At 70.0% G+C, this 25,879-nt stretch carries 19 protein-coding genes and 1 pseudogene; 10 read left to right on the top strand and 10 right to left on the bottom strand.

Features of this window, described 5'->3' with window-relative positions; all coding sequences use genetic code 11:
- Positions 1–19: 19 nt before the first annotated feature.
- Positions 20–2,686 carry an alpha/beta fold hydrolase gene (locus tag OG734_RS31745; protein WP_330290867.1) on the bottom strand — a complete coding sequence of 889 codons (2,667 nt, stop codon included), beginning with the start codon at positions 2,684–2,686 and terminating at the stop codon, positions 20–22.
- Positions 2,687–2,803: 117 nt separating this feature from the next.
- Here OG734_RS31745 and OG734_RS31740 point away from each other — a divergent pair, with 117 nt between their 5' ends.
- Both OG734_RS31740 and OG734_RS31735 read left to right on the top strand, forming a co-directional pair.
- Positions 2,804–3,274, top strand: coding sequence for a GNAT family N-acetyltransferase (locus OG734_RS31740; protein ID WP_330290866.1), 471 nt, complete (start codon positions 2,804–2,806; stop codon positions 3,272–3,274).
- A 104-nt stretch (positions 3,275–3,378) separates the two neighbouring features.
- Positions 3,379–4,155, top strand: coding sequence for a polysaccharide deacetylase family protein (locus OG734_RS31735; RefSeq protein ID WP_330290865.1), 777 nt, complete (start codon positions 3,379–3,381; stop codon positions 4,153–4,155).
- 70 nt (positions 4,156–4,225) lie between these two features.
- On the opposite strand, the gene mmsA is transcribed toward OG734_RS31735, so the two are convergent.
- The 5 genes and pseudogenes from mmsA to iolC all read right to left on the bottom strand — a co-directional run bounded on the left by mmsA (position 4,226) and on the right by iolC (position 9,939).
- On the bottom strand, positions 4,226–5,728 hold the full coding sequence (gene mmsA / locus OG734_RS31730) for a CoA-acylating methylmalonate-semialdehyde dehydrogenase (protein ID WP_330290864.1): 1,503 nt from the start codon (positions 5,726–5,728) through the stop codon (positions 4,226–4,228).
- Positions 5,729–5,742: 14 nt separating this feature from the next.
- A complete protein-coding gene (gene iolD / locus OG734_RS31725) occupies positions 5,743–7,641 on the bottom strand; it encodes a 3D-(3,5/4)-trihydroxycyclohexane-1,2-dione acylhydrolase (decyclizing) (protein ID WP_330290863.1) in 1,899 nt (632 codons plus the stop codon).
- 35 nt (positions 7,642–7,676) lie between these two features.
- Positions 7,677–7,889, bottom strand: a pseudogene (locus tag OG734_RS31720) (5-deoxy-glucuronate isomerase); the annotation flags it as partial.
- Positions 7,890–7,915: 26 nt separating this feature from the next.
- Positions 7,916–8,800 carry a Cgl0159 family (beta/alpha)8-fold protein gene (locus OG734_RS31715; RefSeq protein WP_330293858.1) on the bottom strand — a complete coding sequence of 295 codons (885 nt, stop codon included), beginning with the start codon at positions 8,798–8,800 and terminating at the stop codon, positions 7,916–7,918.
- A 188-nt stretch (positions 8,801–8,988) separates the two neighbouring features.
- Positions 8,989–9,939 (bottom strand): 5-dehydro-2-deoxygluconokinase, encoded by a 951-nt coding sequence (gene iolC / locus OG734_RS31710; RefSeq protein ID WP_330290862.1) that lies wholly within the window; start codon positions 9,937–9,939, stop codon positions 8,989–8,991.
- Positions 9,940–10,101: 162 nt separating this feature from the next.
- Between iolC and OG734_RS31705 the strand changes: the two genes are divergently transcribed.
- The 3 genes from OG734_RS31705 to OG734_RS31695 all read left to right on the top strand — a co-directional run bounded on the left by OG734_RS31705 (position 10,102) and on the right by OG734_RS31695 (position 12,318).
- Positions 10,102–11,040: a sugar phosphate isomerase/epimerase family protein gene (locus OG734_RS31705; RefSeq protein WP_330290861.1), complete on the top strand. Its 939-nt coding sequence runs from the start codon at positions 10,102–10,104 to the stop codon at positions 11,038–11,040.
- 391 nt (positions 11,041–11,431) lie between these two features.
- Positions 11,432–11,632 (top strand): helix-turn-helix transcriptional regulator, encoded by a 201-nt coding sequence (locus OG734_RS31700; RefSeq protein ID WP_318324143.1) that lies wholly within the window; start codon positions 11,432–11,434, stop codon positions 11,630–11,632.
- A 95-nt stretch (positions 11,633–11,727) separates the two neighbouring features.
- Positions 11,728–12,318, top strand: coding sequence for a GNAT family N-acetyltransferase (locus OG734_RS31695; protein WP_330290860.1), 591 nt, complete (start codon positions 11,728–11,730; stop codon positions 12,316–12,318).
- On the opposite strand, the gene OG734_RS31690 is transcribed toward OG734_RS31695, so the two are convergent.
- Positions 12,299–13,342, bottom strand: a complete 1,044-nt coding sequence (locus tag OG734_RS31690) for a zinc-dependent alcohol dehydrogenase family protein (protein ID WP_330290859.1) — start codon at positions 13,340–13,342, stop codon at positions 12,299–12,301. The genes OG734_RS31695 and OG734_RS31690 overlap by 20 nt on opposite strands.
- Positions 13,343–13,492: 150 nt before the next feature.
- Here OG734_RS31690 and OG734_RS31685 point away from each other — a divergent pair, with 150 nt between their 5' ends.
- Both OG734_RS31685 and OG734_RS31680 read left to right on the top strand, forming a co-directional pair.
- The gene (locus OG734_RS31685; protein WP_330290858.1) at positions 13,493–13,732 is read left to right on the top strand and encodes a heavy-metal-associated domain-containing protein; all 240 of its coding nucleotides are present in this window, start codon (positions 13,493–13,495) and stop codon (positions 13,730–13,732) included.
- A 19-nt stretch (positions 13,733–13,751) separates the two neighbouring features.
- The gene (locus OG734_RS31680) at positions 13,752–16,046 is read left to right on the top strand and encodes a heavy metal translocating P-type ATPase (RefSeq protein ID WP_330290857.1); all 2,295 of its coding nucleotides are present in this window, start codon (positions 13,752–13,754) and stop codon (positions 16,044–16,046) included.
- Between the two features lie 659 nt (positions 16,047–16,705).
- Here OG734_RS31680 and OG734_RS31675 read toward each other — a convergent pair.
- From OG734_RS31675 to OG734_RS31665, 3 genes are all read right to left on the bottom strand, one after another.
- The gene (locus tag OG734_RS31675) at positions 16,706–18,004 is read right to left on the bottom strand and encodes a citrate synthase (RefSeq protein WP_307624856.1); all 1,299 of its coding nucleotides are present in this window, start codon (positions 18,002–18,004) and stop codon (positions 16,706–16,708) included.
- A 242-nt stretch (positions 18,005–18,246) separates the two neighbouring features.
- The gene (gene recD2, locus OG734_RS31670; RefSeq protein ID WP_330290856.1) at positions 18,247–20,508 is read right to left on the bottom strand and encodes an SF1B family DNA helicase RecD2; all 2,262 of its coding nucleotides are present in this window, start codon (positions 20,506–20,508) and stop codon (positions 18,247–18,249) included.
- A 79-nt stretch (positions 20,509–20,587) separates the two neighbouring features.
- Positions 20,588–20,953 (bottom strand): hypothetical protein, encoded by a 366-nt coding sequence (locus tag OG734_RS31665; protein ID WP_330290855.1) that lies wholly within the window; start codon positions 20,951–20,953, stop codon positions 20,588–20,590.
- A gap of 275 nt (positions 20,954–21,228) precedes the next feature.
- On the opposite strand from OG734_RS31665, the gene OG734_RS31660 reads away from it, so the two are divergent.
- From OG734_RS31660 to OG734_RS31650, 3 genes are read left to right on the top strand one after another with little or no spacing between them, the layout of a single operon-like run.
- Positions 21,229–22,278 carry a LacI family DNA-binding transcriptional regulator gene (locus OG734_RS31660; protein ID WP_330290854.1) on the top strand — a complete coding sequence of 350 codons (1,050 nt, stop codon included), beginning with the start codon at positions 21,229–21,231 and terminating at the stop codon, positions 22,276–22,278.
- Complete coding sequence (locus OG734_RS31655) at positions 22,275–23,816, top strand: sugar ABC transporter ATP-binding protein (RefSeq protein WP_330290853.1); 1,542 nt, start codon at positions 22,275–22,277, stop codon at positions 23,814–23,816. Before OG734_RS31660 ends, OG734_RS31655 begins: the two co-directional genes overlap by 4 nt.
- Positions 23,806–25,761, top strand: a complete 1,956-nt coding sequence (locus OG734_RS31650) for an ABC transporter permease/substrate-binding protein (RefSeq protein WP_330290852.1) — start codon at positions 23,806–23,808, stop codon at positions 25,759–25,761. The genes OG734_RS31655 and OG734_RS31650 overlap by 11 nt, the downstream gene beginning before the upstream one ends.
- The last annotated feature ends 118 nt before the right edge of the window (positions 25,762–25,879 follow it).

Below are 25,879 nucleotides of genomic sequence, written 5' to 3'. Positions count from 1 at the left end.
GTCGTGCTCGTCTCGGTGCTCATGCGGAACCTCCGATCAGGGTGAGGAAGGCGTCTTCGAGGCGGCGGTGGGGGCCCACCGACTCCACGGGCACTTCGAGGCGGACGAGTTCGACGACCAGGCGCTGGGCGCTGCCGTCCTCGGGGGCGAGGCGGACCAGGAGGCCGTCGTCGGTGCGTACGGCGGAGACGATGCCCGGCAGGGCGGCCACCTTCTCGACGAGCGGCTCCTCCACGGGGGTGGTGGTGCCGACGAGCAGGGTGTCGCCGGAGCCGATGATCTCGCTGACCGGGCCCGCCTGGACCAGCTTGCCCCGGTCCATGACCACGAGGTGCGTGCAGGTCTGCTCGACCTCCGCCAGCAGGTGGCTGGAGACGATCACCGTGCGGCCGGCCTCCGCGTACCGGATCAGCACCTCGCGCATCTCGCGGATCTGGGGCGGGTCGAGGCCGTTGGTCGGTTCGTCGAGGATGAGGAGGTCGGGCAGGCCGAGCATGGCCTGGGCGATGGCGAGGCGCTGGCGCATGCCCTGGGAGTACGTGCGCACAGCGCGCGCGAGTGCGTCGCCGAGGCCCGCGATCTCCAGGGCCTCCGCCAGGTGGGCGTCCTCGGTCGGGCGGCCGGTGGCCTGCCAGTACAGCTCCAGGTTCTCGCGGCCGGAGAGGTGCGGGAGGAAGCCGGCGCCCTCGACGAAGGCGCCGACGCGGGAGAGGACGGGGGCGCCGGGGCGGATGGCGTGCCCGAAGACGCGGATCTCGCCGTCGTCGGGCTTGATGAGGCCCATCAGCATGCGCAGGGTGGTGGTCTTGCCGGCGCCGTTGGGGCCGAGGAGTCCGAGGACCTGGCCCTTCTCGACGCGGAACGACAGGTCCCGTACGGCGTACCGGTCCGACGACTTCGCGTACCGCTTGCTCAAGTCGGTGATCTGGAGCGGGACTTCGGCCAGTTCGGGGTCCGGGGCGGAGGGCGCCGCCGTGCGTCGGCGGCCGGACAGGAGCAGGGTCAGGGCGATCGCGGCGCCCGCGAGGGGCAGCCACCACACCCAGGCGGGCAGCCCGGCCGAGGCCGTGGTGACGCCGGGGGCGGTGGGGATCTTCAGCTCGCTCTTGACGGAGACGGTGTACGTGGCCGGGGCGACCGGTGACGCGTAGCCCAGGTCTGTGGAGGCGAGGACCAGGCGGAGGCGGTGGCCCTGTTCGACCTCGTGGTCGATGGCCGGGAGGGTGATCGTGACGTCCTTGCCCTCCTTGGCGCCCTCGACCCTCAGGGGGGTGACGAGCTGGCCGGGCAGCACCTGTTGCCTGCCGCCGGCGGAGACGTCGTACACCTTGGCGAAGAGGACGGCGTCCTCGCTGGTCGACTTGACGTGGACGGTGACCGTGGGGGAACCGGTGATCCGTACGTCGTCGGCGACCGGGGCCGATTCGAAGCGCGCGTTCTGCCCCGGGAAGTCGAGTGAGACGCCGACTCCGAGGGAGGAGAGCTGGGAGAGGCCGCCCGCCGCGCCGAGGCCGGGCAGGGAGGAGACGGAGGGCGGGGCGGCGCCGGCCGGGTTGTCGAACTTCTGCTCCCTGCCGGTCAGGGTGAATGCGCGCTGTCCGCTCTCCAGCCCCGGGTAGGTGTCCGCGGTGGCGCCTCGCAGGGTGGCCGCTCCGTCGGTGGAGTCGATGCCGCCGGTGCGGGTGACGCGGAAGGCGGGGCCGGTGTCGGTGCCCTTGTCGCCCTTGAGGTACCGGTCGAACCAGGAGGTGACCCGGGACTCGACGCGGCTCGTCTCCAGGTCGCCGCCGTCATGGCCGCCCGCGATCCAGTCGACGTCCACAGGGGCGCCGTTGGCGCGGATCGCCTTCGCGGCGGCGTCGGCCTGGCCGAGCGGGAAGAGAGAGTCGGTCTGGCCCTGGATCAGCAGGGTGGGCACCTTGATGCGGTCGCCGACAGCGGACGGCGACCGGTCGGCGAGGAGGGTGGTGGCCTCGGCGTCCGGCTCGCCTGCCTCGGCGACCCGGTCGTACATCCGGCACAGCGCGGCCTCGAACTGGTCGCAGCCGCCGCCGGTGTTGATGAAGATGCCGGCCCACTGCTTCTTGAAGACGCCGCCCGGGAACAGGGCGTCCGCGAGGTTCCAGTAGGTGATCGCGGGCGCGATGGCGTCGACCCGCTGGTCGTACCCGGCGGCGAGGAGGGAGATCGCGCCGCCGTAGGACCCGCCGGCCATGCCGACGCGCGGGTCACCCTTCTTGTCGAGCTGAACCTCAGGGCGCGCGGCGAGCCAGTCGATGAGTTTCGAGACGTCGGCGACCTCGGTCTTCGGGTCGTTCAGCCCGATCTTTCCGGTCGATCTGCCGAAGCCCCGGGCGGACCAGGTCAGCACCGCGTAACCGTCACGGGCGAGGTCCTGCGCCTGGGCCCGCATGTCGTCCTTGCTGCCGCCGAAGCCGTGGGCGAGGAGGACGGCGGGGCGGCGGTCGGAGTCCGAACCCGCGGTGAAGTACGAGGTGCCGATGCGCACCCCGCCGCCCATGTCCATGACCCGGTCGGCGCGGTGCACCGCGGGCGCGTCGTCCGAGGCGACGGCCGTCCACGTACCGGCGCCGGCGAGCAGGACGACGGCGGCGGCCACGACGGCGATCAGCCGCCGGGGCCGCCGGGGCCGTACTCCCCGCAGTCCGGGCATTCGAAGATCCATGCGTCAACGGTACGGTCCGCCACTGACATCCGGGGCAACCGCCGGTCGGAACCTCCCGCCATCCTGCAGGCGTACGGCACGGGTCCGGCGTACACCAACCGTGGTACGAACGGGCCCATGAACATTCGGTTCGGGGAGACGCAGTCTGTGGAGATTCGCCGTGCCATGACGGTCGCCGAGGTGGCCGCCGCCGAGCACCTCTTCGACCACCCGGTCCGCACGGAGTGGGCGGAACGTTTCCTGACGTCCGCCGGACATCACCTGTATCTGGCATACGAGCCGGGTGAGAGTGCCCCCGTCGGCTTTGTGAGCGGGATCGAGACGATCCACCCCGACAAGGGCGCGGAGTTGCTGCTGTACGAGCTGGGGGTGGCCGAGTCGTACCGGCGCCGGGGGATCGGGCGGGCCCTGGTGCGGCGGCTGGCCGAGCTGAGCCGCGAACTGGGGTGCTACGGGATGTGGGTGCTGGTCGACACGGACAACGACGTCGCCCTCGCCACGTACAGGAGTGCGGGTGGCAAAGACGACGGGAGATGTGCGGTGGTGGTCTGGGAGTTGCCGGATTCGTCCAGGCTCAGTCCTGGCTAAGCCCCTACCACTCGCACTGGTGATCTGCCGCCGCACTGACGTGTGGCTCCTCACAGTCGAGGCCGCCAGACAACCCCTCCGGCGCCGAGGTCCTCTCCTCGGGTGTGAATTTTCTGAAGAGACGGCCTCACCTGCTCATACTCCTGGCCCTGGTCGTGGTGGCGGCTGTCACGGTGACTGTCGTCGCAGTCATCCAGGCGTACAAGATGGATACGCTTTCGCCGCGCGAGGAACGCGACCGGGCCGCGTCAGGAGCAGGCGGACCGCCGGGGCAGGTGGACTGCGCGAAGGCCAAGTGCATCGCGCTCACCTTCGACGGCAACCCGGGCGAACCCACCGTCCGGCTGATGGACCTCCTTAAGGAGTACAAGGCGCCGTCGACGTTCTTTCTCGAGGGGCGGCGCATCCACAAGTTCCCGGAGGTGGTGCGGCGGATGGCCACGGACGGCCATGAGATCGGGAACCACACCTGGACACACCCTGTGCTGACCGAGGTCTCCGATGCGCGGATCCGCGTCGAGCTGGAACGCACGGAACGGGCCATCACCGGCATCACCGGCCGTAAGCCGACGCTGATGCGTCCGCCCGGGGGCAGCACCGACGACCGCGTATCCAAGGTCGCCAAGGAGCTGGGCATGGCGCAGGTCCTGTGGACGGTGACTGCGAAGGACTACCAGACGGATGACTCCGCGCTGATAACCAAGCGCGTCCTCGATGGCGCCGGCCGCGACGGAATCATCCTGCTCCACCCGCTGCACAAGGGCACCGTGCCCGCCATGCCCTCCATCCTGAAGGCGCTCAGCAAGCAGGGCTACACCTTCGTGACCGTCACCCAGCTCCTCGCTCCGGCCAAGGCCGAGCCCGGCAAGATCTACCGGTGACCGCCTGACCCGGAACGCATCTGCCCGCCGACCAGAAAAGTCCTGGTCAGCAGGCATTTTTGCGGGTTACTCAGTGGTTGCGCGGGAAGCCCAGGTCCACGGCCGAGGGGCCGTCCGCAGGGTCGGGCCAGCGGGTGGTGACGACCTTGCCGCGGGTGTAGAAGTGGGTGCCGTCGTTGCCGTAGATGTGGTGGTCCCCGAAGAGGGAGTCCTTCCAGCCGCCGAACGAGTGGTAGCCCACCGGGACCGGGATCGGTACGTTGACGCCGACCATGCCGGCCTCGATCTCCAGCTGGAAGCGGCGGGCGGCGCCGCCGTCCCGGGTGAAGATCGCCGTGCCGTTGCCGAAGGGGGAGCTGTTGATCAGCGCCACGCCCTCGTCGTACGTGTCCACGCGGAGCACGCACAGCACCGGGCCGAAGATCTCGTCCGTGTAGGCCTTCGCGGACGTGGGCACCTTGTCGAGGAGCGAGATGCCGATCCAGTGGCCGTCCTCGAAGCCGTCGACCGTGTAGCCGCTGCCGTCGAGGACGACCTCCGCGCCCTCGGCCGCCGCGCCGGTGACGTACGAGGCCACCTTGTCGCGGTGCACGGCAGTGATCAGCGGGCCCATCTCGGAAGTGGGGTCGTTGCCGGGGCCGATCTTGATCTTCTCGGCGCGCTCACGGATCTTCTGCACGAGCTCGTCGCCGATCGCGCCGACCGCGACCACTGCCGAGATCGCCATGCAGCGCTCGCCCGCCGAGCCGTAGGCGGCGGAGACCGCGGCGTCGGCTGCCGCGTCCAGGTCCGCGTCCGGGAGGACCAGCATGTGGTTCTTGGCGCCGCCCAGGGCCTGGACGCGCTTGCCGTTCGTCGAGGCCGTGGTGTGGATGTAGCGGGCGATGGGCGTCGAGCCGACGAAGGACACCGCCTTGACGTCCGGGTGGTCCAGGAGGCGGTCGACCGCCACCTTGTCACCGTGGACGACGTTGAAGACGCCGTCGGGCAGGCCCGCCTCGGCGAACAGCTCGGCGAGCTTCATGGCCGCCGACGGGTCCTTCTCGGACGGCTTCAGCACGAAGGTGTTGCCGCACGCGATGGCGATCGGGAACATCCACATCGGCACCATGGCCGGGAAGTTGAACGGCGTGATGCCGGCGACGACACCCAGCGACTGACGGATCGACGAGACGTCGACGCGGCTCGCCACCTCCGTCGACAGCTCGCCCTTCAGCTGCACGGTGATACCGCACGCGAGTTCGACGATCTCCAGGCCGCGGGCCACTTCGCCCAGCGCGTCGGAGTGCACCTTGCCGTGCTCCGCCGTGATCAGCTCGGCGATCGCGTCGCGGTTGGCGTCGAGCAGCGCGCGGAACTTGAAGAGGATGGCGCTCCGCTTGGCGAGCGACGAGGTGCCCCAGGTCGCGTACGCGTCCTTGGCCGCGGCTACCGCCGCGTCGACCTCGTCGACCGTCGCGAAGGCGACGTTCGTGGTGACCGCGCCGGTCGCGGGGTCGGTGACCGGCCCGTACGTGCCCGACGCGCCTTCGACGGTCTTGCCGCCGATCCAGTGGTTGACGATCTTCGTCATGCCCAGGTTCTCCTTCACAGATGGCGGCGTCGGGTAGAGACGTGCCGTTCGTACAGCTCACGTGCCTTGACCGCTGACGGGCGGGTCGCGGTCTCGGCCACAGGAACATCCCACCAGGCCTGCGCCGGAGGCGCGCCCGACACTGTGTCTGCCGTTTCCGTCTCGACGTAGACACAAGTGGGAGTGTTGGCGGCACGGGCCTCGGCGAGCGCCGCCCGCAGCTCCCGTACCGTCTTCGCGCGCAGGACGCGCATGCCCAGGCTCGCCACGTTGGCGGCCAGGTCCACGGGCAGGGGGGCGCCCGTGTAAGTACCGTCGTCCGCCTGATAGCGGTAGGCGGTGCCGAAGCGCTCGCCGCCCACCGACTCCGACAGACCGCCGATGGACGCGTAGCCGTGGTTCTGGATGAGGAGGAGCTTGATCGCGATCCCCTCCTGTACGGCCGTCACGATCTCCGTCGGCATCATCAGGTACGTGCCGTCGCCCACCAGCGCCCATACGGGACGCTCGGGCGCCGCCAGTTTCACACCGATCGCGGCCGGAATCTCGTACCCCATGCAGGAGTAGCCGTATTCGAGGTGGTATTGGTCGTACGACCGCGCGCGCCACAGTTTGTGCAGGTCACCGGGGAGCGAGCCGGCCGCGTTGATGATGACGTCCGACTCGTCGGCGATGGCGTCCAGCGCGCCGAGTACCTGCGGCTGCGTGGGCCTGACATCCGGCTCGTCGGCCTCGTAGGCGGCGTCGACGCGCTGTTCCCAGCGTTCCTTGTCCTCGGTGTACTCGCGGGCGTACCCGTCCGTGACCCGGTGGTCGTGGAGCGCCAGTGCCTCCGTCAGCTGCTGCAGGGCGCTGCGGGCGTCCGCGATCAGCGGGGTGGCGGACAGCTTGTGGCCGTCGTACGGGGCGATGTTGAGGTTCAGGAAGCGGACGTCCGGCGCTGCGAACAGGGTGTTGGAGGCAGTCGTGAAGTCCGTGTAGCGGGTGCCGATGCCTATCACCAGGTCGGCCAGGCGCGCGAGTTCGTCCGCTGTCGCCGTGCCCGTGTGGCCGATGCCGCCGACGTCCTGGGGGTGGTCGTGGCGCAGGGAGCCCTTGCCGGCCTGGGTGGAGGCGACGGGGATACGGGTCGCCGAGGCGAACTCCGCCAACGCCTCCTCCGCGCGGCTGTGGTGGACTCCGCCGCCCGCGACGATCAGGGGGCGGCGGGCGGCACGGATCGCCCGTACCGCTTCGGTCAGTTCGTCGGCGTCGGCGGCCGGGCGGCGTACGTGCCACACGCGGTCGGCGAAGAACTCGTCCGGCCAGTCGTACGCCTCGGCCTGAACGTCCTGCGGGAGAGCGAGAGTTACGGCGCCTGTCTCGACAGGGTCGGCGAGGACCCGCATCGCCTGCAGCGCCGCCGGGATCAGCGCCTCGGGGCGCGTGACACGGTCGAAGTACCTCGACACCGGGCGCAGACAGTCGTTGACCGACACGTCACCGGCGTACGGGACTTCGAGCTGCTGGAGGACCGGGTCCGCCGGGCGGGTCGCGAAGGTGTCGCCGGGGAGGAGCAGGACGGGGAGGTGGTTGATCGTGGCGAGCGCGGCACCGGTGACGAGGTTGGTCGCGCCGGGGCCGATCGAGGTCGTCACAGCGTGCGTGGAGAGACGGTTGGACTGCCTCGCGTAACCGACTGCCGCGTGCACCATGGACTGTTCGTTGCGGCCCTGGTGGAACGGCATGTCGTCGCCGTACTCGACGAGCGCCTGGCCGAGCCCGGCGACGTTCCCGTGGCCGAAGATGCCCCAGGTGGCCTCGATCAGGCGGCGGCGGACGCCGTCCCGCTCGGTGTACTGGGCGGCCAGGAAGCGTACGAGCGCCTGCGCGACCGTGAGCCTCGTCGTCGAGGTCGGGGTGGGCGGGGTCATCGGTGTCCCCCTGTGCTGTGTACGTGGGCCGAGTGAACCTCCGGCGCGGGGCCGAAGCGAGCGGGGAGTCGTCGCCCGCACTTCGCTCCTGCCAGGGCGAAGCGGCGTCCCGCGCCGGAGGCGATCAGTGCCCGGGCGCCTCGGAGTGGGGCGTGCGCGAGGTCGGTGACCGACGCGAACGCCCTTTCTCCGCCCAGGAGTTGGAAATCTTCGTGCACCGTGCCGTTCTCCGCTCGCACGGTACAGCCGTCGTACCCGTCAGTCATCGCGCGCCTCACAACAGTCCGACGGCGGTGTCCACGGCTGCGGACACATCGCCGTCCGCCGGGTACAGCAGCGAGCGGCCGACCACCAGGCCCTGGACGGTGGGGAGTTGGAGCGCGCCGCGCCACTTCTCGTACGCGCCCTCCTGGTCGTCCCCGACCTCGCCGCCGAGCAGCACGGCCGGCAGGGTGGAGGTCTGCATGACCTCGGCCATGTCGTCCGGGTTCTCGGTGACGGGCACCTTCAGCCAGGTGTACGCCGAACTGCCGCCCAGGCCCGAGGCGATGGCGATCGACTTGGTGACGGCCTCGGCGGAGAGGTCGTTGCGGAGCTTGCCGTCGGGGCCGCGCTTGCTGATGAACGGCTCGACGAAGAGCGGGAGTCGACGCTCCGCCATCGCGTCGATCGCGTGGGCCGTGGACTCCAGGGTGGTGAGGGAGCCCGGGTCGTCGTAGTCGATGCGCACGAGCAGCTTGCCGGCGTCGAAGCCGAGGCGTGCCATGTCCTCGGGGCGGTGGCCGGTGAAGCGGTCGTCGAGTTCGAAGGTGGCGCCGGAGAGGCCGCCGCGGTTCATCGACCCCATGACGACCTTGCCGTCGAGGGCGCCGAGGAGGAGGAGGTCGTCCAGGATGTCGGCGGTCGCGAGCACACCGTCGACACCGGGGCGGGACAGCGCGAGGCACAGCCGTTCGAGCAGGTCGGCGCGGTTGGCCATGGCGAGCTTGCGGTTGCCGACCCCGAGGGCGCCGCGGGCCGGGTGGTCGGCGGCGACGATCATCAGCCGGCCGGAGTCCCCGAGGAGGGGCCGCCGGGTGCGGCGGGCGGCGGCTTCGGCTATCGCTTCGGGGTGACGGGCGCGGGTTGTGGCGAGGGCGGAGATGTCGACGGGGGTCAGTGGATTACTGGCCGGGGCGGTCACTGGCTCGGCCACTCGGCCGGTCAGTGGCTCAGCCACTCGGCCAGTCGCCGGCTCAGCCACTCGGCCAGTCGCCGGCTCAGCCACCGAACCACTCAGTGGCCCAGCCACTCCGCCGGTCACAGGCTCCTCAGTCACCGAACCACTCCCGCCCTGCGCACCGGCGCTCACAGAACCGCTCCCGCCGCGAGTGCCGCCTCGACCTCGGTCGGGGTGGGCATCGCCGAGGAGCACTCCAGGCGGGAGGCGACGATCGCGCCGGCCGCGTTGGCGTACCGCATGATGCGCTCCAGGTCCCAGCCTTCGAGGAGGCCGTGGCAGAGGGAGCCGCCGAAGGCGTCTCCGGCGCCGAGGCCGTTGAGGACGTTCACCGGGAGCGGGGGCACCTCGGCCGTCTCGCCCTTGCTGTTGACGGCGAGGACACCCTTCGGGCCCTGCTTGACGACCGCCAGTTCGACTCCGGCGTCGAGGAGGGCGCGGGCGGCGGCGTGCGGCTCGCGTACGCCGGTCGCCACCTCCACCTCGTCCAGGTTGCCGACGGCGACGGTGGTGTGGCGCAGGGCCTCGGTGTAGAAGGGGCGCGCCGACTCGGGGTCTGCCCAGAACATGGGGCGCCAGTCGAGGTCGAAGACCGTCGCAGCGGACTTAGCCCGGTGGGCGAGGGCGGCCAGGGTCGCCGTGCGGCTGGGCTCCTCGCTCAGGCCGGTGCCCGTGACCCAGAAGATGCTCGCCTCGCGGACCGCGTCCAGGTCCAGCTCGTGGGCATCGATCTCAAGATCCGGCGCCTTGGGCTGCCGGTAGAAGTACAGCGGGAAGTCGTCCGGCGGGAACACCTCACAGAACGTGACGGGGGTGTTGAGGCCGGGTACCGACGTGACCCAGCGGTCGTCGACACCGAAGTCGCGCAGGGCGTCGTGCAGATAGCGCCCGAAGGCGTCGTCACCGGTCCGCGTGATCACCGCGGTGCTCCGCCCGAGGCGGGACGCGGCGACCGCGACATTCGTCGCCGAACCGCCGAGGAACTTTCCGAAGGACGTCACCTGGGCGAGCGGCACACCGGTCTGCAGTGGATACAGGTCCACTCCGATCCGCCCCATGGTGATCAGGTCGTACGCCATCGAGTTCCCTTCGCTTTTCTTCGGCTCACGCGGCTCGCACGACAACTCGCACAGCGGCTCGCCCTCAGGTCTAGCCCGCCTCACTGAGCCCTGTCAATACTTTGTCCGGACATTCGGACTAGACCTTGACACGCGCCCTGGCGTCGGCTGAAGCTGACGCCCATGACTACGTTGTCCCCTTCTCCCTCCTCCTCCCCGTCGGGTTCCCCGTTGTCGCGCATCCGGATCGGCTCAGCGCCCGACTCCTGGGGCGTGTGGTTCCCGGACGACCCCCAGCAGGTTCCCTGGCAGCGCTTCCTCGACGAGGTCTCGCAGTCCGGGTACGAGTGGATCGAGCTGGGCCCTTACGGGTACCTGCCGACCGACCCCGCCGTCCTCACCGAGGAGACGGCCAGGCGCGGGCTGAAGGTGTCCGCCGGCACGGTCTTCACCGGGCTGCACCACGGCGAGTCCGTCTGGGAGAAGACCTGGGCGCACGTCGCGGACAACGCGGTGCTCGCCCAGGCGATGGGCGCGTCCCACCTGGTGGTCATCCCGTCCTTCTGGCGGGACGACAAGACCGGTGAGGTGCTGGAGTCGGACACCCTGACGCCCGAGCAGTGGCGCAACCTGACCACGCTGACCGAGCGTCTCGGGCACGAGGTGCGGGAGCGGTACGGCCTGCAGATCGTCGTCCACCCGCACGCCGACACACACATCGACAGCGAGGCGAACGTCACACGCTTCCTCGACGGCACGGACTCGTCGCTCGTCTCGCTGTGCCTCGACACGGGCCACTACGCCTACTGCGGCGGCGACAGCGTCAAGCTGATCGAGACCTACGGCGAGCGGATCGGCTACCTGCACCTCAAGCAGGTCGACCCGGAGATCCTCGCGGACGTGCGGGCGAACGAGGTTCCGTTCGGCCCGGCGGTCGCCCGCGGTGTCATGTGCGAACCCCCGGCCGGCGTACCGGAGTTGGGGCCCGTGCTGGCCGCTGCACAGAAGCTGGACGTGGACCTGTTCGCGATCGTCGAGCAGGACATGTACCCGTGCGAGCCGGACAAGCCGCTGCCGATCGCGCAGCGGACGCGGGCGTTCCTCCGGTCCTGCGGAGCGTAGCGCTCCGCGGGTTGGGCGGTTCATTTGCCTGCGGGCCGGTGGGGGCTTGTCGCGCAGTTCCCCGCGCCCCTTGCGGGGCGCTGCACTGCGCCGGAATTCACCGGCCCCCTCAGGGCCCGCCACCACGCCTATGGCGTGCGCCCCGCCCGTCAACGTGCCACTCCGGTCTGCGGGTGGGCGCCCTTGTGTCACTTGTGTCACAAAAACTCCCCTGGCGTCACGCATGTCACATGTACGCGAGTTCTGCGTCACATGGTGTCAACGAATACTGACCCAAGGTCACCGAGATCGTTTAACGGGCAATGGCTTTGTGATCGCCAAGCGCAGCGTCCGGCTCCCCCGACGGCCGACCCTGGCCGACCCCGTGACATGCGCGCAGGGAGGTGCACCGATGACCGACCGACGGCTCTGGTCGTACAAAGAGATCGCCGCACACATCCGCGTCCAGCCGGACACCGTGCGCTCGTACCGCAAGCACGGCCTGTTGCCCACGCCCGACCACGTGGAGAGCGGCAAGCCCTACTGGTACGCCGACACGGTACGGGCGTGGGTCGCGTCCCGGCCGGGCAACCGGGGCCGAAGAGACGACTGAGCCGCCCCGGACCCCGGCCGCGCCCCGCCCGTCGTGAGCGGGGCGCGGCCTTTATTGGTTTGCCGGTGTGTGCGGGGGCCGCCGAAGATCCGGAGATGAACTTCTCCGTCAAACCCGTTCTCACCGGCGAGAGGGCTGTACTGCGGCCGTTCACCGAGGACGACGTCCCCGTCATGGCCGGGATCCTGCACGATCCCGAGGTGCTCAGGCTCACCGGCAGCCCTGTCGAGGAGTTCGACCCGGACCGGCTGCGCTCCTGGTACACGACCCGGAACGCCCAGGCCGACCGGCTCGACCTGGGCATCGTGGACCGGGCGAGCGGGGAACTCGTCGGCGAGGTGGTCCTGAACGACTGGGACGAGCCCAACCGCAATTGCAGCTTCCGCATCCTGATCGGCCCGGGCGGCCGTGACCGCGGTCTCGGCACCGAGGCCGTCCGCCTCATCGTCGGGCACGCCTTCGAACAACTGGGCCTGCACCGCGTGTCGTTGCACGTCTTCGCCTTCAACCCCCGGGCGCGCCGCGCCTACGAGAAGGCCGGTTTCGTGGCCGAGGGCGTCGAGCGCCAGACCCTGTGGCACGACGGCGAGTGGATCGACGCCGTACGCATGTCCGTCCTCGCCCACGAATGGGCCGCTCACCACGGGTACCCGGACCTCGACGAGGTCAGCGCCACGGCTCGATGACCGTCACCCCGGCGCCCGACGCCGTCCCCATCTCCGCCAGCGCGGCCGGGGACTCCGTCAGCGGGATGGTGGACGTCACCAGCAGGTCCGGCCGCAGTACACCGGCGCGCACCAGCTCCAGCATCGGCGGGTAGGTGTGGGCGGCCATGCCGTGGCTGCCGAGGAGTTCGAGTTCCAGGGCGACAACGCGGGCCATCGGGACGGGCGTTGTGCCGGTGTCCGACGGGAGCAGGCCGACCTGGACGTGACGGCCGCGGCGGCGCAGGCCGTTCACCGAGGCCGCGCAGGTGACCGGTGAGCCGAGCGCGTCCAGCGACAACTGGGCGCCGCCGCCCGTCAGTTCACGTACGGCTGCTGCCGTGTCGTCGGTCGTGGCCGCGTTCACGCACTCCGCCGCGCCGAACTTGCGCGCCAGTTCCAGCGCTCCGGGGGACACGTCGACCGCGACGACCCGGGCGCCGGAGGCCGCCGCGATCATCACGGCGGAGAGGCCCACACCGCCGCACCCGTGCACGGCGACCCACTCCCCCGCCGCCACCCGGCCCTGCTGGACCACCGCCCGGTACGCCGTCGCGAACCGGCAGCCCAGCGAGGCCGCCGTCCCGAAGGACATTCCCTCCGGCATGGCGACGAGGTTCACGTCGGCGTGGTCCAGCGCGACGAACTCCGCGAACGAACCCCAGTGCGTGAACCCCGGCTGGGTCTGCCGCTCGCACACCTGCTGGTCCCCGGCCGCACAGGACGGGCAGCTCCCGCAGGCGCAGACGAAGGGCACCGTGACCCGGTCCCCGGCCCGCCAGCCGCTCACCCGGGCGCCGACCGCCTCGACGACACCGGCGAGTTCATGGCCGGGCACGTGCGGCAGCGCGATGTCGGGGTCGTGGCCCATCCAGCCGTGCCAGTCGCTCCGGCACAGCCCGGTGGCCTCGACGCGCACCACGACCCCGTGGGGCGCGAGCACCGGCTCCGGCACCTCCTGTACCTCGGCCGGCTCCCCGTACCGCTCGAACACCACTGCCCGCATACGCCCTCACTCTCACCGTCGCCGTCTCTCGCACCGGAGATCTTGCCACTGTCACGAGCGAAGTACCCCCCAGGGGTATAGTAGTGTGAGACTCACAGGGCTCGTACGCCACGTGACGCCCTCGATGACGCCTCGAAGAGGAGCAACGACATGACCGCCCAGACCGACACCCCCGGTTCCGTCACCGCCGTCTACCAGGTGACCGGCATGAGCTGCGGGCACTGCGAGGGCTCGGTCTCGGCCGAGATCTCCGAGCTCGCCGGTGTCACCTCGGTGAAGGCCATGGCCGCCACCGGCGAGGTCACCGTGGTGTCCGAGGCCCCGCTCGACGAGGCCGCCGTCCGCGCCGCGGTGGACGAGGCGGGCTTCGAGCTCGCCGACCACGCCTGACCGCGGGGACGCGGCGACCATGACCAGCACCGGTACCAGTACCGAGAAGACCCCGATAGCCACGCCCCACGAGGTCGAGCTGACCATCGGCGGGATGACGTGTGCCAGCTGCGCGGCCCGCGTCGAGAAGAAGCTCAACCGCATGGACGGCGTCTTCGCCACGGTCAACTACGCGACCGAGAAGGCCAAGGTCTCGTACGCCGACGGAGTCGGGGTCGACGATCTGATCGCCACCGTCGTGAAGACGGGGTACACCGCCGAGGAGCCGCCCCCGCCCGCTGTCGTCGACGAGACGACGGCCGCCGAGCGGGACGCGGACCCCGAGCCGGCCGGTCTGCGGGAGCGGCTCGTCGTCTCCGTGCTGCTCGCCGTGCCCGTCGTCCTGATGTCCATGGTTCCCGCGCTCCAGTTCGACAACTGGCGGTGGCTCGCGCTGACGCTGGCCTCGCCGGTCGTCGTCTGGGGCGGACTGCCGTTCCACCGGGCCGCGTTCACCAACGCGCGGCACGGTGCGGCCACCATGGACACCCTGGTGTCGGTCGGCACGCTCGCCGCGTACGGCTGGTCCCTGTGGGCACTGTTCTGGGGCGACGCGGGCAAACCTGCGATGCCCGGGATGGACGACGGGATGGGGGTGCGGGAAAGCTTCTCGTTCACCGCCTCCCGTACGGGCGGCACGTCGGAGATCTACCTCGAAGTCGCCGCCGGGGTCGTCGCGTTCATCCTGCTCGGGCGCTATCTGGAGGCCCGCGCCAAGCGGCGCTCGGGCGCGGCGCTGCGGGCGCTCATGGAACTGGGCGCCAAGGACGTCTCAGTACTGCGCGGTGGGCGTGAAGTGCGCGTCCCCGTGGGCGAGTTGGCGATCGGCGACCGGTTCGTCGTACGGCCCGGGGAGAAGATCGCCACCGACGGTACGGTCGTCGAGGGTGTCTCGGCGGTCGACGCGTCGATGCTGACCGGCGAGTCCGTGCCGGTCGACGTGGGCGCCGGGGACACCGTCACGGGTGCGACCGTGAACGCCGAGGGCCGGCTGGTCGTCGAGGCCACCCGGGTCGGCGCGGACACCCAGCTCGCGCGGATGGCCCGGCTGGTGGAGGACGCGCAGAACGGCAAGGCCGAGGTGCAGCGGCTCGCCGACCGGATCTCCGGGATCTTCGTGCCGGTGGTGCTGCTGATCGCGCTCGGTACGTTCGGCGCCTGGCTCGGCGTCACGGGTGACACGGTCGCCGCCTTCACCGCCGCGGTCGCCGTCCTGATCATCGCCTGCCCGTGTGCGCTGGGCCTGGCCACCCCGACCGCGCTGATGGTGGGCACCGGGCGCGGGGCGCAGCTCGGCATCCTCATCAAGGGCCCCGAGGTCCTGGAGTCCACGCGCCGCGTCGACACGATCGTCCTGGACAAGACGGGCACGGTGACCACGGGCCGCATGACCCTCCAGGAGGTGTACGTCGCCGAGGGCACCGACGAGAAGCAGGTGCTGCGGCTCGCGGGCGCCCTCGAACACGCCTCCGAGCACCCGGTCGCGCGGGCGGTGGCCGCGGGGGCGGAGGAGCGCGTCGGGGCGCTGCCGGAGGCCGAGTCCTTCGAGAACGTGCCCGGGCGGGGCGTACGCGGACGGGTGGATGGTCATGAGGTGGCCGTGGGGCGGCTCGTGGACGGGCTGTCCGAGCCGCTGCCGCGGGAGTTGGCCCACGCGAAGGCGGAGGCCGAGAGCGGCGGACGTACGGCCGTGGTGGTCGCCTGGGACGGGGTGGCACGCGGTGTCCTCACCGTCGCCGACGCGGTCAGGGAGACCAGCGCCGAGGCCGTGCGCGAGCTGCGCGCGCTGGGGCTCACGCCGGTGCTGCTGACCGGGGACAACCGGGCGGTGGCGCTGGCGGTGGCCAAGGCCGTCGGGATCGACGCCGAGGATGTCGTCGCGGAGGTGCTGCCTGAGGAGAAGGTCGACGCCGTACGACGGCTCCAGGGCGAGGGGCGGATCGTGGCGATGGTCGGCGACGGGGTGAACGACGCGGCGGCGCTGGCCACCGCCGATCTGGGCCTGGCGATGGGTACGGGCACCGACGCGGCGATCGAGGCGAGCGATCTGACGCTGGTGCGCGGGGATCTGCGGGTGGCCGCCGACGCCATCCGGCTGTCGCGGAAGACGCTCGCGACCATCAAGGGCAACCTGGTGTGGGCGTTCGGCTACAACGTGGCCGCGCTGCCGCTGGCCGCCGCCGGACTGCTGAATCCGATGATCGCGGGGGCGGCGATGGCCTTCTCCTCGGTGTTCGTGGTGACGAACAGCCTCCGACTGCGCACGTTCCGCTGAGATCGACCGCGGACCTGCCGAAGTTACCGGCAGTAAGCACAAGTAGGTGACATAGTCCCTATGGAGTCCAACGCGAGCCTCACATAAGCTCTTCACAAGGCTCCCGCATCATCCTTACGCTTGGCCCCGGTCGCGACAACCGGGATCCTGCGTACCTAACGGACATATGCGGGAGACGCAGATCACAGTGCTGTGAACGTAACCATCGAAGGGCTTCGAAGGTCTAAGTTGGCGATGTCAGACAGCGTCTTGGGGGGCGCTTGCTGACGTCTGAGGATGTCTTGGGGGACGTCCTCGGAAATGCGTTGCCGGGACACGTACGCCGGGAAGCTTGAGCGGCCCACCCCAGAGTGCGCGTCCCGGCAGACCGCACAGCAGGAGTACGGCGAGTTTTGCTCGTTTTGCTCAACAGCCGCCCCGACGGTGCACAACAACGGTTGCCTCGGCAGCCTGCACACCAGTGATAGCGAATTCAGGCGCTGTCCTCCGAAACGCCCGGCCGGATCCCGTGGGGGGAATCCGCACCGGGACATGGGAAGGCGCCCTGTACGCCGGCCCGTGGGGGGACCGTCGGCAGGGCGCCTTCCGCTTTTTGTTGCCGTGTCTCACTCGCCGGGTGAACTGGCGTGAGCGCGCAAGCCCACCCGGCGAGTGCGAGTTCAGCGCTGTTCGACCGGCACGAAGTCGCGCTCCACCACGCCCGTGTAGATCTGGCGCGGGCGGCCGATGCGCGATCCCGGCTCCTTGATCATCTCGTGCCACTGGGCGATCCAGCCCGGGAGGCGGCCGAGGGCGAACAGAACCGTGAACATCTCGGTCGGGAAGCCCATCGCGCGGTAGATGAGGCCCGTGTAGAAGTCGACGTTCGGGTAGAGGTTGCGCGAGACGAAGTAGTCGTCGGAGAGCGCGTGCTCCTCCAGCTTCAGCGCGATGTCCAGCAGCTCGTCGGACTTGCCGAGCGCCGAGAGGACATCGTGCGCGGCAGCCTTGATGATCTTCGCGCGCGGGTCGAAGGACTTGTACACCCGGTGGCCGAAGCCCATCAGGCGGACGCCGTCCTCCTTGTTCTTCACCTTGCGGATGAAGGAGTCGACATCGCCGCCGTTCGCCTTGATGCCCTCCAGCATCTCCAGCACGGACTGGTTGGCGCCACCGTGCAGCGGGCCCCAGAGCGCGGAGATGCCGGCCGAGATCGACGCGAACATGTTGGCCTGCGAGGAGCCGACCAGACGGACCGTCGACGTCGAACAGTTCTGCTCGTGGTCGGCGTGCAGGATCAGCAGCTTGTCGAGGGCGGAGACGACGACCGGGTCGAGGTCGTACTCCTGCGCCGGCACCGAGAACGTCATACGGAGGAAGTTCTCGACGTAACCGAGGTCGTTGCGCGGGTAGACGAAGGGGTGACCGATCGACTTCTTGTACGCGTACGCGGCGATCGTCGGAAGCTTGGCGAGCAGCCGGATCGTCGAGAGGTTGCGCTGCTTCTCGTCGAACGGGTTGTGGCTGTCCTGGTAGAAGGTCGACAGCGCCGAGACGACCGACGACAGCATCGCCATCGGGTGCGCGTCGCGCGGGAAGCCGCGGTAGAAGTTCTTGACGTCCTCGTGCAGCAGGGTGTGCTGCGTGATCTCGTTCTTGAACACGGAGAGCTCGTCCACGGTCGGAAGCTCACCGTTGATCAGCAGGAACGCCACCTCGAGGAAGGTGGACCGCTCGGCGAGCTGCTCGATCGGGTACCCGCGGTACCGGAGGATGCCCTCCTCGCCGTCGAGGTAGGTGATCGCGGATTTATAGGCGGCGGTGTTGCCGTAGCCGCTGTCCAGCGTCACCAGACCGGTCTGAGCGCGGAGCTTCCCGATGTCGAAGCCCTTGTCGCCGACGGTGGCGTCGATCACCGGGTAGGTGTACTCGCCGTCGCCGAACCGCAGTACTACAGCGTTGTTGGTGTGCTCGCTCACGTCATCCCTCACCGACGTTGTGCCTCTTCTTCGAGGTGCCCTGACTGTCTCTACCATCCCCCATTTGGCGCAGGAGAGTGCACTCGGGGTCGACCATTGGGCCTATTGGCGGCACTCAGTGCCGCCAACTAACTCATCCTGCCCCCCTTCGCCCTGGTTCCGGAAGTGCTGTGTGACCTTTGTGACTCATTTGATCGATCATTTTTGGCGATCACTGCGATGGCCACGGCGGGCTACGACGCCTACGACTTCAGTCTGAAGTCCAGTGCCGTGCAGCGCCGTCCAGCCGACACCGTGCGCACCGCCTGACCTATCGCCTTGCGTGAACCGACCAGGACGACCAGCTTCTTCGCCCGGGTGACGGCCGTATACAACAGGTTGCGCTGGAGCATCATCCACGCGCCCGTGGTGACCGGGATGACCACCGCCGGGTACTCGCTGCCCTGGGAGCGGTGGATGGTCACGGCGTACGCGTGGGCGAGTTCGTCCAGCTCATCGAAGTCGTACGGCACTTCCTCGTCCTCGTCGGTCAGTACGGTCAGGCGCTGTTCGACCTCGTCGAGGGAGGTGACGACGCCGACGGTGCCGTTGAAGACGCCGTTCTCGCCCTTGTCGTAGTTGTTGCGGATCTGCGTGACCTTGTCGCCGATCCGGAAGACCCGGCCGCCGAACCGCTTCTCGGGGAGGTCGGGGCGCCCCGGCGTGATCGCCTGCTGGAGCAGCCCGTTGAGGTTGCCGGCGCCTGCTGGGCCCCGGTGCATCGGCGCGAGCACCTGGACATCCCGCCGGGGATCGAGGCCGAACTTGGCCGGAATTCGTCGTGCAGCCACATCGACGGTGAGCCGGCCGGCCTCCTCCGTGTCGTCCTCGACGAAGAGGAAGAAGTCCTTCATGCCGTCGGTGACCGGATGCTGCCCGGAGTTGATGCGGTGCGCGTTCGTCACCACGCCCGACTGCTGGGCCTGCCGGAAGACCTTGGTGAGCCGGACGGCGGGGACCGGACTGCCGTCGGCCAGCAGGTCCCGCAGGACTTCGCCCGCGCCGACGCTGGGGAGCTGGTCCACGTCCCCGACGAACAACAGGTGCGCTCCCGGCGCGACCGCCTTCGCCAGCTTGTTGGCCAGCAGCAGGTCCAGCATCGACGCCTCGTCCACGACCACCAGGTCGGCGTCGAGGGGGCGGTCCCTGTCGTAGGCCGCGTCGCCGCCGGGCTTCAGTTCCAGGAGGCGGTGGACGGTGGAGGCCTCGGCGCCGGTGAGTTCGGCGAGGCGCTTGGCGGCGCGGCCGGTCGGGGCGGCGAGGACGACCTTGGCCTTCTTGGCGCGCGCCAGCTCCACGATCGAGCGGACCGTGAAGGACTTGCCGCAGCCCGGTCCGCCGGTGAGGACGGCGACCTTCTGCGTCAGCGCCAGCCGGACAGCCGCCTCCTGCTCGGGGGCGAGATCGGCCCCGGTACGCCCCTGGAGCCAGGTCAGCGCCTTGTCCCAGGCCACGTCGTGGAAAGCGGGCATCCGGTCCTCGCCGGTGCGCAGGAGGCGCAACAGCTGGGCGGAGAGGGAGAGTTCGGCGCGGTGGAAGGGGACCAGATAGACCGCCGTCACAGGCTCCGAGTCGCCGTCGGGGCCTGGGACCTTCTCCCGTACGACGCCGGGGTCCTCGCCCTCCTCCGGGGGCGCCGCGAGTTCGGCGAGGCACTCGATGACGAGGCCCGTGTCGACCTGGAGGAGTTTTACGGCGTCCGCGATCAGCCGTTCCTCGGGGAGATAGCAGTTGCCCTGGTCGGTGGCCTGCGAAAGGGCGTACTGCAGGCCCGCCTTGACGCGCTCGGGGCTGTCGTGCGGAATGCCGACGGACTGGGCGATCTTGTCGGCGGTGAGGAAGCCGATGCCCCAGACGTCGGACGCGAGGCGGTAGGGCTGGTTCTTGACGACCGAGATCGAGGCGTCGCCGTACTTCTTGTAGATGCGCACGGCGATGGACGTGGAGACCTCGACGGTCTGGAGGAAGAGCATGACCTCCTTGATCGCCTTCTGTTCCTCCCAGGCGTCGGCGATCTTCCTGGTGCGCTTGGGGCCGAGGCCCGGCACCTCGATGAGCCGCTTGGGCTCCTCCTCGATGATCCGGAGGGTGTCCAGGCCGAAGTGCTGGGTGATCCGGTCGGCGAAGATCGGGCCGATGCCCTTGACCAGGCCGGAGCCGAGATAGCGGCGGATGCCCTGGACGGTGGCGGGCAGGAGAGTCGTGTAGTTCTCAACCGTGAACTGCTTGCCGTACTGCTGGTGGGAGCCCCAACGGCCCTCCATGCGCAGCGACTCGCCGACCTGGGCGCCGAGCAGCGCGCCCACGACGGTGAGGAGGTCGCCGGCGCCACGGCCGGTGTCGACCCTGGCGACCGTGTAGCCGTTGTCCTCGTTGGCGTACGTGATCCGCTCCAGGACGCCTTCGAGGACGGCCAGTTGCCGTTCCCCCTGCGCCTGCTTCGGACCGCCCGCCTGATTCGACATGATCCGACGCTACCGTCCGGCACCGACAGTCCGCCGGGGCCTGTGGACAAGCGGCCTGCCGACCGTCGCCCCAGAGCCGTCACCCCATGGCGGATTTGATGTGGTCCAGCACCGTCCGGAAGTCCTCCGTCGGGGAGAACTCCACGAACTCGCAGTCCTCGAGGGCCACCGGCACATGGCCGGGCGCCCAGTAGTACGCCTGTCCCGCCTCGTACGTCTCGTCGCCCCCGTCGGTGTGCATCAGCAGCCGGCCCTTGAGCAGGTAGCCCCAGTGCGGGCACTGGCAGGCGTCGCCGGGCAGGCCCTTGAACGCCGGACCCATGTCCGTGCCCTGCGGCAGGCTCACGAAGCCCACCGAGAAGCCGCCTCCGATCGCCCGCGTACGCAACTCCACCCCGCCGCCCTCAAGGGTGAGGGGGACGTCCTTGCGAGTCGTCGCCGTCATGGCTCCTCCGCTCCGGCCCGTGGCGGACCTGGTCGGCCGGTGAGAACTGTTACGTCCTTCCAGCCTGGCCCCGGTCCACCAGGACCCGCGACCGCACGACCAGGGCGCTGGGCAGTGCCCGGCGTGGCCGCCCGCCGGAACGCCTCGCATCACGATCCGGTATCGAGAATCAGCCAGGGGCTTGTTTACGTGCTTGTAATCGATTCCAATCTGTCTCCAGTCAGTCGTGTAATCGATTCCACGCGACTACGGAGCCACAAGGAGGTGGTCCGGCGATGGCGAGCATCAAGGACGTCGCAGCCGAGGCGGGCGTGTCCGTCGCCACGGTGTCGCGGGTCCTGAACGACCATCCGTCGGTCAGCGAGGACGCACGCGCACGCGTGCTGGCCGCTGTCGAGGCGCTGGGCTACCGCCCCAACGCCCTCGCCCGCTCCCTGCGCACCGACCAGACCCGCACCCTCGGCCTGGTCATCAGCGATGTGATGAACCACTACTTCACGACCCTGGCCCGCTCGGTCGAGGAGGAGGCCCGCGCCCTCGGCTACAGCGTGATCATCGGCAACGCCGACGAACGCCCCGACCTCCAGGACCACCACGTACGGACCCTGCTGGACCGCCGTATCGACGGCCTCCTCGTCTCCCCCACCGACGGCGGCTCGCCGCTGATGCTGGACACCGCGCGCGGGGGCACCCCGATGGTCTTCGTGGACCGCTGGATCCCGGGCGTGGACGTGCCGGTCGTACGGGCGGACGGGCGCCAGGCGGTCCGGGACCTCGTCGCCCACCTGCACGGGCTCGGGCACCGGCGGCTCGCGATCATCGCGGGCCCGGCGGCCACCACCACCGGCAGTGAGCGCGTCGAGGCGTTCAGGGAGGCCCTGGCGGAGTACGGGCTGCCGCTCCCCGACGCCTACATCGGGCAGGGCGACTTCCAGGCCGAGAGCGGGCGCCGCGTGACGGACGCGTTCCTCGGCCTGGCCGAGCCGCCCGAGGTCGTCTTCGCGGCCGACAACCTGATGGCGCTGGGCGCGCTGGACGCCGTACGCGCGCGTGGGATGCGGGTTCCGCAGGACATCGCGCTCGCGGCCTTCGACGACATCCCGTGGTTCGTGCACACCGATCCGCCCGTCACGGCCATCGCGCAACCGACCGGCGAGCTGGGGCGGGCCGCCGTCCGGGCGCTGGTCGACATGATCGAGGGGCGCTCTCCGCAGTCCGTGACGCTGGCCGCGCACCTCGTCGTACGGCGGTCGTGCGGTGAGCCGGCCCCGGCCTCATCCGAACAGCCCCCCGAGCCCCCCGTGACGAACAGGAGTCTGTCGTGAGCAACCCGGACGAGTTGCTGCGCATCGAAGGCATAGGGAAGTCCTTCCCCGGCGTGGTCGCGCTCGACGGCGTCGACTTCGATCTTCGCCGCGGCGAGGTACACGTACTGCTCGGTGAGAACGGTGCGGGCAAGAGCACCCTCATCAAGATGCTCTCCGGCGCCTACCGCCCCGATGCCGGCCGTGTCCTCGTCGACGGCGAGGAGACCCGTATCCACGGGGCGCAGGATTCCGAGCGCCTCGGGATCGCCACCATCTACCAGGAGTTCAACCTGGTACCCGATCTGACGGTCGCCGAGAACATCTTCCTGGGGCGGCAGCCGCGTCGCTACGGGATGATCGACCGCAAGCGGATGGAGGCCGAGGCCGCCGTGCTCCTGGAGCGCGTGGGTGTGAACGTGTCTCCACGCGCGCGCGTGCGTGAACTCGGTATCGCGCGGCTCCAGATGGTCGAGATCGCGAAGGCGCTGAGCCTGAACGCGCGCGTCCTGATCATGGACGAGCCGACCGCCGTCCTCACCTCCGAAGAGGTCGAGAAGCTGTTCGCGATCGTGCGCAAGCTGCGCGAGGACGGCGTCGGGATCGTCTTCATCACCCATCACCTGGAGGAGATCGCCGCCCTGGGAGACCGGGTGACGGTGATCCGGGACGGCAAGAGCGTCGGACAGGTGCCGGCCGACACGCCCGAGGACGAGCTCGTACGGCTCATGGTCGGGCGGTCGATCGAACAGCAGTACCCGAGGGAGGCCACCGAGGCGGGCGCCTCGCTCCTCAAGGTGGAGGGCCTCACCCGGGACGGTGTCTTCCACGACGTGAGCTTCGAGGTGCGGGCCGGCGAGGTCGTCGGCATCGCGGGGCTGGTGGGGGCCGGGCGTACGGAAGTTGCGCGCGCGGTGTTCGGCGCCGATCCGTACGACCAGGGGTCCGTGTCCGTCGCGGGTGCCGGGGTGCGCGGGAGCGACGTCGGGGCCGCCATGGCCGCCGGGATCGGACTCGTGCCCGAGGACCGCAAGGGGCAGGGGCTGGTGCTCGACGCCTCCGTCGAGGAGAACCTCGGCCTGGTCACCCTGCGGGCCGCCACCAGGGGCGGGCTGGTCGACCTCAAGGGGCAGCGGGTCGCCGCCGCGAAGGTCGCCGAGCGGCTGGGCGTACGGATGGCGGGCCTCGGCCAGCAGGTGCGCACCCTCTCCGGGGGCAACCAGCAGAAGGTCGTCATCGGCAAGTGGCTGCTCGCGAACACCCGGGTGCTGATCCTCGACGAGCCGACGCGCGGTATCGACGTCGGTGCCAAGGTCGAGATCTACGAGCTGATCAACGAGCTGACGGCCGCCGGTGCCGCCGTACTGATGATCTCCAGCGATCTGCCCGAGGTGCTCGGTATGAGCGACCGGGTGCTGGTGATGGCGCAGGGCCGGATCGCCGGCGAACTCACGGCCGCCGAGGCCACCCAGGACTCCGTGATGGCACTCGCCGTCAGCACACCCACCCCTGTTGGAACTACCGGAACTACTGCTGTGGAGGGCTCCCGTGGCCACTGACACGCTCAAGAGCACGACGGGCGCGAGTGGCGCCACGAGCGGCCTGCGCCGTGTCCTGCTCGACAACGGAGCGCTGAGCGCGCTCATCGTCCTCGTCATCGCGATGTCGGCGCTGTCCGGCGACTTCCTGACGACGGACAACCTGCTCAACGTGGGCGTCCAGGCGGCCGTGACCGCCGTTCTCGCCTTCGGCGTCACCTTCGTGATCGTCTCGGCGGGCATCGACCTGTCGGTCGGTTCCGTCGCCGCCCTGTCGGCCACCGTCCTTGCCTGGGCGGCGACTTCGGAGGGCGTGCCGGTCGCGATAGCGGTCGTCCTGGCCGTCGTCACCGGCATCGCGTGCGGCCTGGTCAACGGCTTCCTGATCTCGTACGGCAAACTGCCGCCGTTCATCGCGACGCTCGCCATGCTGTCGGTGGGGCGCGGTCTGTCCCTGGTGATCTCGCAGGGTTCGCCGATCGCGTTCCCCGACTCGGTCTCGCACCTCGGTGACACACTGGGCGGCTGGCTGCCGGTGCCCGTGCTGGTGATGGTGGCCATGGGGCTCATCACGGCGTTCATCCTCGGCCGTACGTACCTGGGCCGTTCCATGTACGCGATCGGCGGCAACGAGGAGGCGGCCCGGCTCTCCGGGCTGCGGGTGAAGAAGCAGAAGCTGGCGATCTACGCGCTGTCCGGGCTGTTCGCCGCCGCCGCGGGCATCGTGCTCGCGTCGCGGCTGTCCTCCGCGCAGCCGCAGGCCGCGCAGGGGTACGAGCTGGACGCCATCGCCGCAGTGGTGATCGGTGGGGCGAGTCTGGCGGGTGGTACCGGCAAGGCGTCCGGGACGCTGATCGGTGCGCTGATCCTGGCGGTGCTGAGGAACGGCCTCAACCTGCTCTCGGTGTCCGCCTTCTGGCAGCAGGTCGTCATCGGTGTCGTGATCGCGCTGGCGGTGCTGCTCGACACGGTGCGCAGGAAGAGCGGGGCGACGGTGGCGCCGGCCGGGGCGGCCGGGGCCGGGGACAGGCGCAAGCAGGCGCTGACGTACGTACTGGCCGCTGTGGTCGCGACGGCGGTCGTGGGCGCGACGTCCCTGCTGCACAGTGGCTCTTCGTCCGCGACGACCCAGAAGGTGGGCCTGTCCCTGTCGACGCTGAACAATCCTTTCTTCGTGCAGATCCGGGCCGGCGCGCAGGCGGAGGCCAAGAAGCTGGGTGTGGACCTGACCGTCACGGACGCCCAGAACGATGCCTCCCAGCAGGCCAACCAGCTGCAGAACTTCACCAGTTCGGGCCTCGGGGCGATCATCGTCAACCCGGTGGACTCGGACGCCACGGGCCCGGCAGCGCGGGCCGTGAACAAGTCCGGTATCCCGCTCGTCGCGGTCGACCGGTCGGTCAACAACGCGGACACCGCCACGCTCGTCGCCTCCGACAACACGGCCGGCGGCCGGCTGGCCGCGAAGGCGCTCGCCGAGAAGCTGGGCGGCAAGGGCGAGATCATCGTCCTCCAGGGCCAGGCGGGCACCTCCGCGAGCCGTGAGCGGGGCGCCGGCTTCACCGAGGGGCTGAAGGCCTACCCGGGCATCAAGGTCGTCGCCAAGCAGCCCGCCGACTGGGACCGCACCAAGGGCCTGGACGTCATGACCAACCTCCTCCAGGCCAACCCCGGCATCAGCGGTGTCTTCGCCGAGAACGACGAGATGGCGCTCGGCGCGATCAAGGCGCTGGGCAGCAAGGCAGGCAAGTCCGTGCAGGTGATCGGCTTCGATGGCACGCCCGACGGGCTGAAGGCGGTCGCGGACGGCTCGCTGTACGCGTCGGTCGCCCAGCAACCCAAGGAGCTCGGGAGGATCGCGGTGGAGAACGCGCTGCGGGTCGCCGAGGACAAGGACGTCGAGAAGACGGTGATGGTGCCGGTGAAGGTGGTCACGAAGGAGAACGTGGCGGCATTCGGCGGCTGAGCAGTATCTCCGGATCGGGGGACGGCCGGGCGCCTCTTGTCGAGGCTGCCCGGCCCGCCCACTGGCAGACCGGCCGTCCGAACCGGGCAATCGACCGAATGACCGGCCGTCGGCCGGT

Origin of the sequence: Streptomyces sp. NBC_00576, assembly GCF_036345175.1 — a bacterium.
Taxonomy (GTDB): Bacteria; Actinomycetota; Actinomycetes; order Streptomycetales; family Streptomycetaceae; genus Streptomyces.
The sequence above is the reverse complement of the archived record's forward strand: the minus strand, read 5'-3'. Positions and strand labels throughout refer to the sequence as shown.

What these genes read in the sequence shown, in the direction of transcription:
- OG734_RS31690 (WP_330290859.1), bottom strand. Translation starts at nt 13,342, where the DNA reads ATGCGGGCAGTGGTGTTCGAGCGGTACGGGGAGCCGGCCGAGGTACAG.
- iolC (WP_330290862.1), bottom strand. Translation starts at nt 9,939, where the DNA reads ATGGCGTACGACCTGATCACCATGGGGCGGATCGGAGTGGACCTGTAT.
- OG734_RS31665 (WP_330290855.1), bottom strand. Translation starts at nt 20,953, where the DNA reads ATGACGGCGACGACTCGCAAGGACGTCCCCCTCACCCTTGAGGGCGGC.
- OG734_RS31695 (WP_330290860.1), top strand. Translation starts at nt 11,728, where the DNA reads ATGAACTTCTCCGTCAAACCCGTTCTCACCGGCGAGAGGGCTGTACTG.
- OG734_RS31745 (WP_330290867.1), bottom strand. Translation starts at nt 2,686, where the DNA reads ATGGATCTTCGAATGCCCGGACTGCGGGGAGTACGGCCCCGGCGGCCC.
- recD2 (WP_330290856.1), bottom strand. Translation starts at nt 20,508, where the DNA reads ATGTCGAATCAGGCGGGCGGTCCGAAGCAGGCGCAGGGGGAACGGCAA.
- OG734_RS31705 (WP_330290861.1), top strand. Translation starts at nt 10,102, where the DNA reads ATGACTACGTTGTCCCCTTCTCCCTCCTCCTCCCCGTCGGGTTCCCCG.
- iolD (WP_330290863.1), bottom strand. Translation starts at nt 7,641, where the DNA reads ATGACCCCGCCCACCCCGACCTCGACGACGAGGCTCACGGTCGCGCAG.
- OG734_RS31700 (WP_318324143.1), top strand. Translation starts at nt 11,432, where the DNA reads ATGACCGACCGACGGCTCTGGTCGTACAAAGAGATCGCCGCACACATC.
- OG734_RS31740 (WP_330290866.1), top strand. Translation starts at nt 2,804, where the DNA reads ATGAACATTCGGTTCGGGGAGACGCAGTCTGTGGAGATTCGCCGTGCC.
- OG734_RS31660 (WP_330290854.1), top strand. Translation starts at nt 21,229, where the DNA reads ATGGCGAGCATCAAGGACGTCGCAGCCGAGGCGGGCGTGTCCGTCGCC.
- mmsA (WP_330290864.1), bottom strand. Translation starts at nt 5,728, where the DNA reads ATGACGAAGATCGTCAACCACTGGATCGGCGGCAAGACCGTCGAAGGC.
- OG734_RS31680 (WP_330290857.1), top strand. Translation starts at nt 13,752, where the DNA reads ATGACCAGCACCGGTACCAGTACCGAGAAGACCCCGATAGCCACGCCC.
- OG734_RS31685 (WP_330290858.1), top strand. Translation starts at nt 13,493, where the DNA reads ATGACCGCCCAGACCGACACCCCCGGTTCCGTCACCGCCGTCTACCAG.